The following is a 13,324-nucleotide window of genomic DNA, read 5'->3' on the forward strand; positions in this document are numbered from 1 at the left end:
ATCCGCTTTCGATTGCATTGCCCTGTCACTTATCTCTGCATCAATACAACCCTGCCAACACACTCCCCCCTAACTGGCAACTGACAGTTCTGACAGTAGCGATCGAACAGGACGGCGAGTAACGTTCTCGCTCGATAGACTTTCCATTTGGAAAACCCCTGAAACCGTTCAGCATTGAAGGAACGCAACAATGAGCAATGCCATTCTGCTTAAACAACATGGCGTCGATGAAGACTTGAAGCCATTACTCATAGAAGTAGAAGAACAACCCATTGGCAAATACTACAAGGCCGAATTCAATCCTGATTTTCCGCCCATTCCGAGTTTCAGGCCGGAGCTGTTTATTTATGCATCCTTGGTTCCCGGATCAGTCAGCATCATCGGTCGATATCACGAAGCAGACGTTTTTTACCAGATTACTATCATCATTGATCAGAAGCTCGAAAGTGGCACATATCCAATTAAGAAAGGTGACGAAAGCCCTGTGCGTGCCAGCGTCATTGCTTCTGGAGGGATCATTTCGAGTGACAACGGCGAAATCAAACTTAAGCGAGACGACAAAAACAAATCAATATACGCAGACTTTGATTTTCAAATAGAGCCCGATGGAAAGCCGCACAAAGTACAAGGCAGATTAGAACTGCTGGCATCGGGCCCTCTTGACAAACCTGCACAATAAGAAAGTCAGTCGCAATGACATATTAATGCCAAACGGGTATGTGTCCGCCCGCAGTGTTTGGCAGCTCTGCCTTCCAAATCAACTCGCACTGAAATTTCTCTCGTATAAACGCATCAATGCCGCTTGCCATTGCAAAGATGCCTGCCGCAAAAAACGCCAGACACTTCGTTTTTATCGAACTTTGCCTCAGGAATATACGATTTTTCCTTGGCATTCACTCCTCGCTAGCATGTCCCGGTCTGCCTCCAACGACATAAAAGACAGGGAGATTGCCATGCCCACTGACAACATCAATATCGGCGAACCGTGGATGTGGGGCGCGTTTATCGTCTTCGTCCTCGCCATGCTTGCACTGGATTTGTTCGTCTTCGGCGGACGTAAGGCGCACCGCGTTTCAGTGCGGGAAGCATCCTGTTGGGTGATCGCTTGGTGCGCACTGGCCTTGGCCTTCGCCGGGTTGCTCTGGTGGTACTTGAACGGCGAGTTCGGCGCCGAAATTGCCCAGCGCAAGACTCTGGAATTCCTCACTGGTTATCTGATCGAGCAGTCACTGTCGATCGACAACATGTTCGTCTTCGTGATGATCTTCAGCTACTTCGCCGTGCCACCGGAATTGCAGCGCCGGGTGCTGCTGTACGGCGTACTCGGGGCGATCGTGATGCGCGCGGCGATGATCTTCGCCGGGGTGTGGCTGGTGTCGCAGTTCGAGTGGCTGTTGTATGCCTTCGGGGGGTTCCTGATCATCACCGGGATCAAGATGCTGATGTTCGCCGAGCAGCAACCGGACCTCGACAAAAACCCGCTGCTGCGCTGGGTGCGCGGGCACATGCGGATCACCCAAGGCTTTCACGGCGAGCGCTTTTTCGTGCTGCAGAACGGCGTGCGCTGGGCCACGCCGATGTTCCTGGTGCTGGTGCTGATCGAGGCCAGCGACCTGATGTTTGCGGTCGACAGCATCCCGGCGATCTTCGCCGTCACCACCGATCCGTTCATCGTGTTCACCTCGAACATCTTCGCGATCATGGGTCTGCGTGCGTTGTACTTCCTGCTGGCAGACATGGCTGACCGCTTTCATTTGCTCAAGTACGGACTGGCGATTGTGCTGGTGTTCATCGGCGGCAAGATGACGCTGATGCCTTGGTTTCACATGCCGGTGGAATGGTCACTGGCGGTGGTGGGCGGGGTTATTCTGGGGTCGGTGGTGTTGAGTCTGGTGATGAGTAAAAACGCGCCACAAAACCTGTAGGAGTGAGCCTGCTCACAATGCGGTGCGACATTCAATAAAGGTGTCGGCTGACCCGACGCCTTCGCGAGCAAGCCCGCTCCCACAGGTGATAGTCAGTGGATGGAGGATCCGGAGCTGGCCGAGATCAAAGGGTGGGAGTGGGCTTGCTCACGAAGGGGCCGGCACATTCAGCATCCATGTTGCCTGGTCCGGCGCCTTTGCGAGCAGGCTCACTCCTCCAGAGGGTGTGCGGCTACTTGTCGGACTTGATGCTGGTCCACACCCGCGTGCGTACCCGTTCGAGTTTTTGCGGTAGTGGCTGGACTACATAAAGGGTTTTCAGGGCCTCAGGCGTTGGCGTCAGGTTCGGGTTGCCGGTGATGTCTTTATTCACCAGCGGCATCGAGTCCTTGTTCACGTTCGGGTAGCCGAGGAAGTCGCTGATCGGCGCAATGACTTTCGGATCGAGCAAGGTATTGAGGAATTCATGCGCCTCTTCGACGTTCTTCGCGCTCTTCGGAATGGCGAAAGTATCGAACCAGATCGGCGCGCCCTCCTTCGGCAAGCGCCAGTCGACCACCACACCGTTGCCCGCCTCTTTCGCACGGTTGCCGAACTGATAGAAGCTGCCGGAGTAACCGATGGCCACGCAGATGTCGCCATTGGCGATGTCGGTCATGTACTTGGCCGAGTTGAAGTAGGTCACGTAAGGACGAATCTTCAGCATCAGGTCCTTGGCCTTTTCATAGTCGGCCGGGTTCTGGCTGTTCGGGTCGAGGCCGAGGTAATGCAGGGCCAGCGGCAGAATTTCCGAGGGCGAGTCGAGCATCGCCACGCCGCAGGATTTGAGCTTCTCCATGTTCTCCGGCTTGAACACCAGATCCCAGCTGTCCACCGGCGCGTTGTCGCCGAGCGCTGCCTTGACTTTGGCCGGGTTGAAACCGATCAGTACCGTGCCGTACATGTAGGGCACGCCGTACTGGTTGCCAGGGTCATTGGCGTCGAGCAGTTTGAGCAGCGCCGGATCCTGATGACTCCAGTTCGGCAGTTTTGACTTGTCGAGTTTCTGGAATACCCCGGCCTTGATCTGAGTGTCGATGAACTGGTTCGACGGCACCACCAGGTCGTAGCCGGAGTTGCCGGTGAGCAACTTGGCCTCCAGCGATTCGTTGGTGTCGAAGGTGTCCCAGGTCACTTTGATGCCGGTCTTCGCGGCGAAATCCTTGGGCACCGACGGCAGGATGTAATCCGCCCAGTTGTACACCCGCAGCTCGCGCTGTTCGGCGTGTACCGCGCTGGCCAGCAGCGTCAGCCCACACACGGTGGCACCCAGAATGCGTTTCATAGTGACCATGGTTGTTTCCCCGGAATGCGACGTGAGATCGATGGTTTTTATGTTCTGTACACGGCAGCGGCTGTAAAGGTAGCCAAGGGCAAGCAAAGTCCAGCGTTTTGTTGTGGTTTGATTCTTGCCGACCGCGGAGTCGCGGCACAGTGGGGGATGGGCCAAAAGGGGATCGAAATGGCCAATTTGAATGACCGCACGAATGCACAAGGGCTTGGCAAACATCACTTGTGGTGAGGGGATTTATCCCCGATGGGACGCGAAGCGGCCCCCTTTATATCTCAAAGGGGGCCGCACTCGCTGATTTCACGACTGCTTCGCAGTCGATCGGGGATAAATCCCCTCGCCACGTTGCTTCTGGGTCTGCCCACGTGTGGCGAGGCAGTAATACAACGGCACTGTCACCACCAGGCCGAACAGCCACGACAGGTCGGCGCCTTCGACCAGATTGGCGTACGGCCCGACATACAACGAGGTATTGGCGAACGGCAACTGCACAATGATCCCGATGAAATAGGCAATGATCGCATGCAGATTGAAGCGCCCGTAAATGCCGCCGTCCGCGCGAAAAATCGAGGTGATGTCATAGCTGCCGCGCTTGATCAGGTAGAAGTCGATCAGGTTGATCGACGCCCACGGCACCAACACCAGCAGCAACGCCAGAATCAGCCCGATGAACTGCGAAATGAAATTCGCCGAGGCACCCAGCGCCACCACGCAGCAACCCGCCAGCACCACACTCGACAACGCCACGCGCACCTTGATGCTCGGCGTCCACTGACTGGCGAACGTCTGGATCGAGGTGATGATCGACAGCACCGCGCCGTACAGATTCAGCGCGTTGTGGCTGATGATATTGAGCAGAAACAGCACCATCAGAATCGGCCCCAGCCACCCGGTGGACTGCTTGACCGCAGCCATCGCTTCGGTGCCTTCAGGCGTTGCCAGAACCGCTACGGCACCGAAGCTGAATGACAGAATCGTCCCCAGCGTCGCCCCCAGATAAGTGGCCCAGAACGGTTTGGCGATGCCGATATCCGCCGGCAGGTAACGCGAATAATCGGACACGTACGGCGAGAAGCTGATCTGCCAGATGATCCCCAGCGACACCGTCGCCAGCCAGCCCGACAGGTTGAAGCTGCCGCGCGTCAGGAAGTCTGCCGGCAAGTCGTGGGCGAAGATGTAGATGAAACCGGCGAGCAGCGCGCTGCCCATCACCCAGGTGCCGATGCGGTTGAGCGTGTGGATGAAGTTGTAGCCGATCACGCCAATCGCCGTGGCCGCCAGTGCGCCAATCAGAATGCTCAGCGGTGCCGGCACCGATGGCGCAATACCGACAATCGATTTACCTGCGAGCACGATGTTGGAAATGAAAAAGCCGATGTAGATCAGCGCCGCAAAAAACACGATCAGCAGTGCGCCGTAACGCCCGAACTGGCCACGACTCTGGACCATTTGCGGAATGCCCATGCGCGGCCCCTGCGCCGAGGCCAGGGCGATCACCACGCCGCCGATCAGGTGCCCCAGCGCAATCGCCAGCAGCCCCCAAAGCAAGTCGAGATGGAACACCTGAACCACCATGGCGCCGGTGACGATGGGCAGTGGCGCGATGTTGGTGCTGAACCATAAAGTGAAAAGGTCGCGGGCCTTCCCGTGGCGTTCCGCGAGTGGGACGTAGTCGACCGTGTGATTCTCGATCAACGGATCTTGCCGGGACATCTGGGACATATGCATGAACTCGAGTTTGTCTGTTCTTATCTTTGTATGAAGCCAAACCGGGGGAACTCTGGGTCGCCCCTCAGATGCAGACCATATTATGGTATTCCAAACATTTCACAAGACTGATCCGTAGTTTACGGCGCTAGCTGATCCGCCATCCTCACTGATACTGCGGCCTTCAGGCCAGCCAGAAGCCCAATAAATGCTGAGTTTCCGACGAAAGCACCACGTTTATCGGTTCAGCCTAAAAGCCCTTGCAAAGAAAAAATACTGGTATACCATCAGACCAACAAATACATAAAAATCGCGTCACAACACCCGAGGACCGTCCAATGATCGATGCTGCCATCTACAAACAAGTCATGGGCTCGTTTCCGTCCGGCGTCACCGTCATCACCACGCTGGACGATGACGGCCAGATCGTCGGCCTCACCGCCAGCGCCTTCAGTTCACTGTCGATGGACCCGGCGCTGGTGCTGTTCTGCCCCAACTACAGCTCCGACTCCTACCCTGTGCTGATCAAAAACAAGCGCTTCGCGATCCACGTCCTGTCCGGCGGCCAGCAAAGCGAAGCCTATGCCTTCGCCCGTAAAGGCAAGGACAAGGCGCAGGGCATCGAGTGGACGTTGAGCGAGCTGGGCAACCCGATCCTGGCCAACGCGACGGCTATCATCGAATGTGAGTTGTGGCGCGAATACGAAGGTGGTGACCACGCGATCATGGTCGGCGCGGTGAAGAATCTGATCGTCCCGGAGCAACACACCGGGCCGCTGGTTTACTGCCACGGCAAGATGGGCGCCCTGCCCGTTCTGGCCTGAGCAAAACTTCAACCCCACACAAATCCACTGTGGGAGGGGGCTTGCTCCCGAAGGCGATGTGTCAGCCACCAGAGATGTCGATTGATCCAGCGCTTTCGGGAGCAAGCCCCCTCCCACACAGTTTTGTAGCCTCAACAACAAAAGATCCGAGGAAGCGTCATGAAATTTTCCCTGTTCATCCACATGGAACGCTGGGACGAAAGCGTCAGCCACCGCCAACTGTTCGAAGACCTGACCGAACTGACCCTGATGGCCGAGGCCGGCGGTTTCAGCACCGTGTGGATCGGCGAACACCACGCGATGGAATACACCATCTCGCCAAGCCCGATGCCACTGCTGGCCTACCTCGCCGCCAAAACCACCACCATTCACCTCGGAGCCGGCACCATCATCGCGCCGTTCTGGCACCCACTGCGGGTGGCCGGTGAATGCGCGCTGCTCGACGTCATCAGCAACGGACGCATGGAAGTCGGCCTGGCGCGTGGCGCCTATCAGGTCGAATTCGATCGCATGGCCGGCGGCATGCCCGCCTCCAGCGGCGGTCAGGCCCTGCGCGAAATGGTCCCGGTGGTCCGCGCTTTGTGGCAAGGCGACTACGCCCACGAGGGCGACATCTGGAAATTCCCCACGTCCACCAGCGTGCCGAAGCCGATTCAGAAGCCGAATCCACCCATGTGGATCGCCGCCCGCGACCCGGATTCGCACAACTTCGCCGTGGCCAACGGCTGCAACGTGATGGTCACGCCATTGATGAAGGGCGACGAAGAAGTCGTCGACCTGAAAAACAAATTCCAGACTGCGCTGGATAACAATCCAGATGTACCGCGTCCGCAATTGATGGTGCTACGCCACACTCACGTCCACTCGGCTGACGACCCAGAAGGCTGGAAAGTGGGCGCCAAAGCGATCTCACGGTTCTATCGCACCTTCGATGCGTGGTTCGGCAACAAGGAGGTGCCAGTCAACGGCTTCCTCGCCCCAAGCCCTGAAGAGAAGTTTGCCGGGCGTCCGGAGTTTGAACTGGAGAGCCTGCACAAGACGGCGATGATCGGTACGCCGGAAGAGATTATTCCGCGCATCAAGTATTATCAGGAACTTGGGGTGGATGAGTTTAGTTTCTGGTGTGACAACAGTTTGCCGCATGCGGAGAAGAAGAGGTCGTTGGAGTTGTTTATCAAGCATGTAGTGCCGGCGTTTCGTTAAGTCATTGCCGACCGCCAGCCCAAATAAAAAGCCCCGAGCAATTCGGGGCTTTTTATTTTAAATGGGGAAAATGCATAATCGTGCCTGCGAACACAACCACTTTTAAAGCAACATTACACTCGCGCCAATAAACGGCGTGCACGCTCGGACATTTCAGCGTTATCAACCTTGGCCAGCAATTGCAATTTTTCTCTAGCCTTATCGGTACCAATCTCGTGTAAAGCATAAATGCATTTCACACCCAGAGCATGCTCGGAAGCGATATACGGATAGCAGGTCAGCGCCGTCTTGAATAAATAGTCGATCGCCCCAGGGTATCTGAAAACCTTTAATTCCCTTGCAATATTCTCGTGACTGATGTGCCAGTCTTCAACGAGTAAGCGGCATAACACATCCGCACAATCCTGAGTAAAACCGAACACCGCACCGAATATCAGCAAGCATTCCACACTGTCAGCGTCTTTCATCTCAAGCGCGGTTTCCAGTTCAGCACGCAGGTAATCTTCGGGAATTTCCCCACCCTTAAATAGAGACTCAAGAAAACAGTCTTTTGAGATCCGATGCGACATCAGATCAATCATCAAGTCCTGCTGTTGTTGATTCATAGCCCGCCTCCGAAAAACCGCTGTCATCGCCAGATTCATTCATATCCAGGGAAAATCAGGCGTAATTTCACAAACAACCCCAGCCGACACAAGAATATTTCTAGCCTGTAAAACCTCCTGCGCCTGACCGCTGAATACCAGAGCATCGCCTTGCTGGAGTGTAATCCTCGACAGTAAATAGTTTTGACCTGTCACCTCGGAGTCAGCATTCACCTGGGCATGATTCCGATAGTCGCCGCGACAGCGAACTTTATACTTGCATCTATCCAGCTGAATGCCGGAGATATTCGTTGTTATTACCGACCAGTAACACTGATCACAGCGGGCTCCCTGAGTAATACCTTCTTTGAGGACAATAAGATTGCCTCCGCACTGCTCGCACTTCACTCCACAGGATTTACTCATTAGCGGTAACCACAATCAACAACCCCAACACTTGCTTCTTCATGTGGACCTGCAATAGCTATGCACCGTGCACTGGCTTGAAATTTTCAATCGTTTGGTTTTTTTGCTTCAGTACAGCCTCTACAAAATCGGCATCAAACTCTAGCAGAAACACGATAGCGTCGTAAATCTTCCATCGATGCACGTCGAAATGATCGATTATCGAGAGCAGATGCTCTTTTATAAGAGGTAGGTATTCTTGATATCCATTTCTCCTCGCAAGACCAAATGCACCAGTAATTTCAAATGGCCGACTACTCGCTAACACAATTATTTTCGAGATAAGTGGAAACACTTCAACTCTTGCGAGCTCCGCGTGGCCCCGATCGGCCATATTGGCATAATATTGAGTCAGTGCAAAAAGTATATGGCAATAAGTATCGTCATAACCGTGCAATCGATGGCTATACGTCCACTCAATACTTTCAGGCTTTTCCATGCACTTCTCGAGAGCCATCAAACCTCTTGGGTATCCCCAATTGGTCAAAAGCTTCGCAGCAAGAAACCGTTCATTATCGTCCTGAGTGCGACGAAGCAATTCCTCCACTGCGTCAACTCGCTCCTGAGGAATATCCTCTGGATCCAGGTCTCCGGCTTCTACAGCATAATCAGCGTATTCCGGAATATCGTTTAATAGCCTGTATGTTTTTGACTCCATAAAAGCTCCTTTATGACCTTATCTGGTCGCTCCAGATGCGAACCTTGACTGCATCGTCATCCTGCGAATCAACTTCATCACAGATCAAAAAACAAATCCGCTCCATTCCCGCCCCCCTCCTAAACGTGGCCTGTCCCCATTTACTCATACCTGCTTCAGGACTAGACATTTAGAGACATTTATAAGCGTGATCTATTCCCGTCTCCCCTTTCAATCCTCAATCTTTCTCTCACCTAATAACGAATCCACTTTCCGGTGGGGATTAATTCCGCGCCATCAGGATCAATTAAGTAAAGCCACTCTGATTCATGCCCTACCGTGTCGATTAAAACACCTAGCGAATTTGGATGCTCGGGCATCGCACCTGAATGTATGGCACCTATATAACTGCTTCCACCATAAGGATTGTGCAGTTGAAAGCGCAATGCACCATCAACATCGTAGATCGCAGCATTGTGAGGAAACCCAAAGAACCAAGGTGATTCAGCAAAGTCAAACCTAGATGGTTTTTCATTAAACACGACCAGAACTCCGCTCCTATCTGGCAGTATGTATGGGATGCCTGCAGCAGAGAACAAAACTTCCGAGCCGCTATCAGAAACTATGTATTTTCTTATCTCCACAACCTTACTCACGCGCACATATTTAACTTGTGCCATTTCAACTTCAAATTCAGTTCTGCGCCCATGCCAATCGTAAAAACTCTCAAAGATCGTTCCATCAGCATGTACCACCTCATTTCTTATACGCTCAACTAGATCAATCATTTCAACACCCTCAAACTATCAATATCAATAGTATAAAACTCAGGATTTGTACGAGGGGTTTTATCCATAAACGTAACTTGATGGGAGGTTAACGGGGACAGACCACATTTCCCGAGTACTTTCTAAACGTGGTCTGTCCCCATTTACCCAAAAAGCTCTGCATGACGGGGCGTCATCATCAGGCGCAAAGCCTCGGAGCGTGATCGCGGATCGGTAAGGCTTAAACCTTCTCCTTCTTTCGCCTTTTGATCTCCTCCATTTTTGCGAAAAATCCAGATACCGCTTCCACCAAAAAAACCGTAGATAAGCGAAAATCTCAAAGAAACCAACAGGTCCTCACCACTAAAACCCCAAACTCCAAGTTTACAATAGATAATAACCGCGCCTATCAAACTTCCAAGCAATCCGACGAGGTAAAAAAACACCACCGCCTTCAGAACCAGCACTGGGTATAAACGAAACCTGACCTTTATTGGAGTCATTTCTTATTCCAGAAAGCGTTGACCTTGCCGATTACAACCTTCGGTAAAAATAAATCTGTGACAGGTTAACGGGGACAGATGAGGTTTAACGGGGACATTTTCGGAGTGCTTTCTAAACGTGGTCTATCCCCATTTACCTTCCCATTTCACCTTTACAAGGTCTGCCCCATTTAGCTCTCTTTTATTTAAACTAATAGCGAATCCACTTCCCTGTAGAAATTAATTCAGGGCTATCTGGATCAACCAAATAAAGCCACTCTGGGTCATGCCCTACGCTTCCTACCAAAACACCTAACGCATTTGGGTTTGTGGGCGTTGACGTATAGTGCACAGCACCAATATAGCTTCCCACACCATGAGCGCTTTTTAATTGGAAGCGTAAGGAACCATCAGAGTTGTAAATCGCCGCATTATTTGGACAGTTAAAAAACCAAGGAAATACAGACATGCCAAATTTTGATGGTACCTCATTGAAGACGACCAAAAACCCTGTTCTATCAGCAAGAATGTAAGGCATCTCACTGACGGGAATGCGTAGTTCCAGGCCGTTTTCAAAGGCCAAATATCGTTCAAATCGTACGACGGCGTGCTTTTGCGCATACAGCATTATATTTTTAGTATCTTCAAAACTGGTACATGCCCCGTTCCAGCTGACAAACTGCTCAAAAAGCAGTCCATCATCGAATTCCCACTTTGTTCTAATTTCACTAATCAACAGACTCACTGCAACGACCTCACCGACCCCATATTAACCTCGTACAACTCTGGATTAGTTCGGGGAGACTTATCCATAAATTTAACTTGATGTCCACCACCAGGCAAGCGAGCTTCCTTTTTCGCATTCCACATATCACCAACAGTTCCTTCACGAATCCCGACACCTGGCTTCACCGTAAATTCGACTTGGAATAATTGACCCTATTTGAACTCTTCAGAAACTGCAAGTTTATTTCGAACATCCGCCACAGATTTTATAGGAGTTTCTGTGGCCCAACCTCCAAGAAGGGAGGACGGGTTCTTGCCTTGCGAGTTAACGGGGACAGACCACATTTTCGGAGTGCTTTCTAAACGTGGTCTGTCCCCATTTACCCACCTTTTGTGCCGCCACCACTGTCGCCTTTTGCACCAACTAACCTAGATATATTATGTCCATATCTCCTGGCCAGCGGAGGTAAGCCATACTACTCCAACCGGAACGGTAGTTAAAAACCAAAATCCAAAACCATCAAGTTCATCCTCCTCAGGGTGAACAGGCCATGCGAGTGCAATGATACTAATTTGCTCATCAATACTACCAGAGAGATAATTTCCATCTGATGCCAGCTTTAAATGCCCTTCGAGCATTAGACGCTTCAGTAATTCGAGAAAAATTTCCGCTCTTTCTTCATTACTTATTTTCAAGTGCGAAATTTCCACACTTAAGTGCTGCCAAATCGATCCAATTGATAGACCGAAGGAGCTACTTAGAATAGCTGAGTACAAAAAATCTATATTCATTTGAATTTAATCTCGATTCGTTTCCCAGCATTAATAGACGGATTTATTACATCTATGGTCCAAGCTGCGCCTGACTGTTGAGTTGAGTTCGAGAAATTCCTCAACGTAATTTTGCTACCTGCGTTAGCTCCAGAAGTAATCGTTGCAGCATAAACATCCCCTTTCCCGGGAATCGACTTTACGACTGGCATATATTCAGTTCCTGTCAACTGTCTAAAATAGCTCATTACATCTGATGTCGTAGTGCCAGAATAAACAGGCGCACCAACACTGAGATAAGGGTCAGCTTGGAGCGTCTTTCCTCCTATACTCAATTGAAAATCCTTTGGTTGAAGACTTGAATTATTGTACTGCGATGCAAGATCGCTAATTCGGTTATCAGATTGCTGCTGTAGAATTGCCCCGGGCTGCTTACCTGTTAAATCAGGGCCTTTGGGGTTCTGCGCTATTCGGTCTAGTGCATCTTTCTCAGCATCAACTATCGAGCTACCTTTTGGGGGTTAACGGGGACAGACCACATTTTCGGAGTGCTTCTAAACGTGGTCTGTCCCCATTCACCCTCCATTTACCTCGCGTCACAGGCTTAGCCTAATTTTTTAGCAAACTTTCGGCCACAGCTCTATCAACATCTTTGAAGACAACTTCCAACTCGTGTCCATCGTCACCAATCCAATCAAGGACCGAGTCACGCAAAATCTCGAGGTATATCTTTAGGTCGTCTCTTGGCAATTCTGGCAGAGACTCATGCACAATGACGACTTTATGACACGGCATCCAACTGAGATCCCTTAAGCAGTCATACAAGGCATCCCAGTTGTATCCAAAGTACCCCGGTAACCAAAGTAGGTAATACAGCGATCTTATCAATTCCTCCGTAACCTGAATGGAGGGGTCAATCCGCACATAAAACACTTTCGCCGTGTCATATGAAGGCGGGGTTTCCACAAACGTGAATGGCAACATTTTGACAGAGCTCAATTTTTTATTGGGATGAAGGTTTTGTAGTGGTCGGCGGTGTAATACATTTCGCCGCCTTTCCCTACGACTATTCGCTGAGGCCCAAGTCCTGCAATACCCGCCGTTGGATGGACATACTCAGTGTAGTAACCGGCTGGTTTCTGCGGCAAATCCAATGCACGATTCTGGAATACAGAGCCATCGTTTCGATGAGGGAAAGGAGTTTAACGGGGACAGACCACATTTTCTGAGTGCTTTCTAAACGTGGTCTGTCCCCATTTACCCCTAGCTCAGCAGATCGTTCAGTACGCCTTGTTCCCCAACTGACACAAATCCGTTATCAGGATCGTCAAATTCACCAACCCGCATTATCAGCAGTCCTTTTCGCTCACCTACATAAGCACACAGCGTCTGATCTTCAGAGAGTCCGCCGCACCAACCAAGATCCAAGACGCACTCTATGTCAAAATTCTTGGGTAAAATAGCGATATAAGAACATCGTTCAGTTAAAAGAACTTCTATTGATTTACGATCCGAAAAATCGGACAAACACATAGCTCCAAAAAACCTTAACTTCCCATCACGCTCAACGATACGCTCTACCGAACGAGTAACCTGGGGCATTTCGATTCCTCGTGATTTCAAACCACCCCATAGTCCCAGGTACCTAACAAGTCTCGTGTTTGGTTGCCAAGCCGAATTACCTAATAGCAGCCAGAATGCATATTCCGTCATATTTTTAACGGCAGATTTACAAATAAAATCCAATACTACTACCGATGCTTCATAAGATTTTTCTGACACCGTAAGACTAGCCGCCGATAGCTTCAACTCACCATATTCTTTATCTTCATGCAGGTTGAATACCTCATTGGGAAGAGAAATATCAAATGTTCTTATGATTTTAATTTTAGTAGCCATAGTG

Annotated in this window: 16 protein-coding genes; 5 read left to right on the forward strand and 11 right to left on the reverse strand. The window is 51.1% G+C overall.

All coding sequences use genetic code 11. From position 1 onward, the window contains the following. Positions 1-190: 190 nt before the first annotated feature. Together E4T63_RS16140 and E4T63_RS16145 are read left to right on the forward strand one after the other, a co-directional pair. Positions 191-679, forward strand: coding sequence for a hypothetical protein (locus E4T63_RS16140; protein WP_098964296.1), 489 nt, complete (start codon positions 191-193; stop codon positions 677-679). A 274-nt stretch (positions 680-953) separates the two neighbouring features. After that, positions 954-1,925, forward strand: a complete 972-nt coding sequence (locus E4T63_RS16145) for a TerC family protein (RefSeq protein ID WP_135295998.1) — start codon at positions 954-956, stop codon at positions 1,923-1,925. Between the two features lie 232 nt (positions 1,926-2,157). On the opposite strand, the gene E4T63_RS16150 is transcribed toward E4T63_RS16145, so the two are convergent. Then, positions 2,158-3,258, reverse strand: a complete 1,101-nt coding sequence (locus E4T63_RS16150) for a polyamine ABC transporter substrate-binding protein (protein WP_047598364.1) — start codon at positions 3,256-3,258, stop codon at positions 2,158-2,160. A 15-nt stretch (positions 3,259-3,273) separates the two neighbouring features. On the opposite strand from E4T63_RS16150, the gene E4T63_RS16155 reads away from it, so the two are divergent. Continuing rightward, positions 3,274-3,486: a hypothetical protein gene (locus E4T63_RS16155; RefSeq protein ID WP_135295999.1), complete on the forward strand. Its 213-nt coding sequence runs from the start codon at positions 3,274-3,276 to the stop codon at positions 3,484-3,486. Positions 3,487-3,555: 69 nt separating this feature from the next. On the opposite strand, the gene E4T63_RS16160 is transcribed toward E4T63_RS16155, so the two are convergent. After that, a complete protein-coding gene (locus E4T63_RS16160) occupies positions 3,556-4,977 on the reverse strand; it encodes a purine-cytosine permease family protein (protein WP_135296000.1) in 1,422 nt (473 codons plus the stop codon). 323 nt (positions 4,978-5,300) lie between these two features. On the opposite strand from E4T63_RS16160, the gene E4T63_RS16165 reads away from it, so the two are divergent. After that, complete coding sequence (locus E4T63_RS16165) at positions 5,301-5,786, forward strand: flavin reductase family protein (protein ID WP_003225754.1); 486 nt, start codon at positions 5,301-5,303, stop codon at positions 5,784-5,786. Between the two features lie 159 nt (positions 5,787-5,945). Continuing rightward, positions 5,946-6,989: an LLM class flavin-dependent oxidoreductase gene (locus tag E4T63_RS16170; RefSeq protein WP_135296001.1), complete on the forward strand. Its 1,044-nt coding sequence runs from the start codon at positions 5,946-5,948 to the stop codon at positions 6,987-6,989. A gap of 113 nt (positions 6,990-7,102) precedes the next feature. Here E4T63_RS16170 and E4T63_RS16175 read toward each other — a convergent pair whose 3' ends face one another. The 9 genes from E4T63_RS16175 to E4T63_RS16215 all read right to left on the reverse strand — a co-directional run bounded on the left by E4T63_RS16175 (position 7,103) and on the right by E4T63_RS16215 (position 13,320). Then, a complete protein-coding gene (locus E4T63_RS16175; RefSeq protein ID WP_127646172.1) occupies positions 7,103-7,594 on the reverse strand; it encodes a hypothetical protein in 492 nt (163 codons plus the stop codon). Positions 7,595-8,057: 463 nt separating this feature from the next. After that, positions 8,058-8,696, reverse strand: a complete 639-nt coding sequence (locus E4T63_RS16180) for a hypothetical protein (protein WP_135296002.1) — start codon at positions 8,694-8,696, stop codon at positions 8,058-8,060. 233 nt (positions 8,697-8,929) lie between these two features. Continuing rightward, positions 8,930-9,463, reverse strand: coding sequence for a hypothetical protein (locus E4T63_RS16185; protein WP_127646173.1), 534 nt, complete (start codon positions 9,461-9,463; stop codon positions 8,930-8,932). 143 nt (positions 9,464-9,606) lie between these two features. Then, positions 9,607-9,945, reverse strand: a complete 339-nt coding sequence (locus E4T63_RS16190; protein ID WP_096797206.1) for a hypothetical protein — start codon at positions 9,943-9,945, stop codon at positions 9,607-9,609. A gap of 190 nt (positions 9,946-10,135) precedes the next feature. Continuing rightward, positions 10,136-10,669, reverse strand: coding sequence for a hypothetical protein (locus tag E4T63_RS16195; RefSeq protein ID WP_127646174.1), 534 nt, complete (start codon positions 10,667-10,669; stop codon positions 10,136-10,138). Between the two features lie 419 nt (positions 10,670-11,088). Continuing rightward, positions 11,089-11,442 carry a DUF596 domain-containing protein gene (locus E4T63_RS16200; protein WP_096797205.1) on the reverse strand — a complete coding sequence of 118 codons (354 nt, stop codon included), beginning with the start codon at positions 11,440-11,442 and terminating at the stop codon, positions 11,089-11,091. A gap of 588 nt (positions 11,443-12,030) precedes the next feature. Next, positions 12,031-12,405 (reverse strand): barstar family protein, encoded by a 375-nt coding sequence (locus E4T63_RS16205; protein ID WP_098964304.1) that lies wholly within the window; start codon positions 12,403-12,405, stop codon positions 12,031-12,033. A gap of 11 nt (positions 12,406-12,416) precedes the next feature. After that, the gene (locus E4T63_RS28965) at positions 12,417-12,575 is read right to left on the reverse strand and encodes a ribonuclease domain-containing protein (protein WP_135296003.1); all 159 of its coding nucleotides are present in this window, start codon (positions 12,573-12,575) and stop codon (positions 12,417-12,419) included. A gap of 109 nt (positions 12,576-12,684) precedes the next feature. Beyond that, entirely contained in the window at positions 12,685-13,320 is a 636-nt protein-coding gene (locus E4T63_RS16215; RefSeq protein ID WP_135296004.1) for a hypothetical protein, read from the reverse strand. Between the last annotated feature and the right edge of the window lie 4 nt (positions 13,321-13,324).

This window comes from Pseudomonas fluorescens, from assembly GCF_004683905.1.
Lineage (GTDB): Bacteria > Pseudomonadota > Gammaproteobacteria > Pseudomonadales > Pseudomonadaceae > Aquipseudomonas > Aquipseudomonas putida_A.

Bases quoted from the DNA above. Each gene is read 5' to 3' on its own strand.
- E4T63_RS16140 (WP_098964296.1), top strand. From the start codon at position 191: ATGAGCAATGCCATTCTGCTTAAACAACATGGCGTCGATGAAGACTTG.
- E4T63_RS16145 (WP_135295998.1), top strand. From the start codon at position 954: ATGCCCACTGACAACATCAATATCGGCGAACCGTGGATGTGGGGCGCG.
- E4T63_RS16150 (WP_047598364.1), bottom strand. From the start codon at position 3,258: ATGGTCACTATGAAACGCATTCTGGGTGCCACCGTGTGTGGGCTGACG.
- E4T63_RS16155 (WP_135295999.1), top strand. From the start codon at position 3,274: ATGCGACGTGAGATCGATGGTTTTTATGTTCTGTACACGGCAGCGGCT.
- E4T63_RS16160 (WP_135296000.1), bottom strand. From the start codon at position 4,977: ATGTCCCAGATGTCCCGGCAAGATCCGTTGATCGAGAATCACACGGTC.
- E4T63_RS16165 (WP_003225754.1), top strand. From the start codon at position 5,301: ATGATCGATGCTGCCATCTACAAACAAGTCATGGGCTCGTTTCCGTCC.
- E4T63_RS16170 (WP_135296001.1), top strand. From the start codon at position 5,946: ATGAAATTTTCCCTGTTCATCCACATGGAACGCTGGGACGAAAGCGTC.
- E4T63_RS16175 (WP_127646172.1), bottom strand. From the start codon at position 7,594: ATGAATCAACAACAGCAGGACTTGATGATTGATCTGATGTCGCATCGG.
- E4T63_RS16180 (WP_135296002.1), bottom strand. From the start codon at position 8,696: ATGGAGTCAAAAACATACAGGCTATTAAACGATATTCCGGAATACGCT.
- E4T63_RS16185 (WP_127646173.1), bottom strand. From the start codon at position 9,463: ATGATTGATCTAGTTGAGCGTATAAGAAATGAGGTGGTACATGCTGAT.
- E4T63_RS16190 (WP_096797206.1), bottom strand. From the start codon at position 9,945: ATGACTCCAATAAAGGTCAGGTTTCGTTTATACCCAGTGCTGGTTCTG.
- E4T63_RS16200 (WP_096797205.1), bottom strand. From the start codon at position 11,442: ATGAATATAGATTTTTTGTACTCAGCTATTCTAAGTAGCTCCTTCGGT.
- E4T63_RS16205 (WP_098964304.1), bottom strand. From the start codon at position 12,405: ATGTTGCCATTCACGTTTGTGGAAACCCCGCCTTCATATGACACGGCG.
- E4T63_RS16215 (WP_135296004.1), bottom strand. From the start codon at position 13,320: ATGGCTACTAAAATTAAAATCATAAGAACATTTGATATTTCTCTTCCC.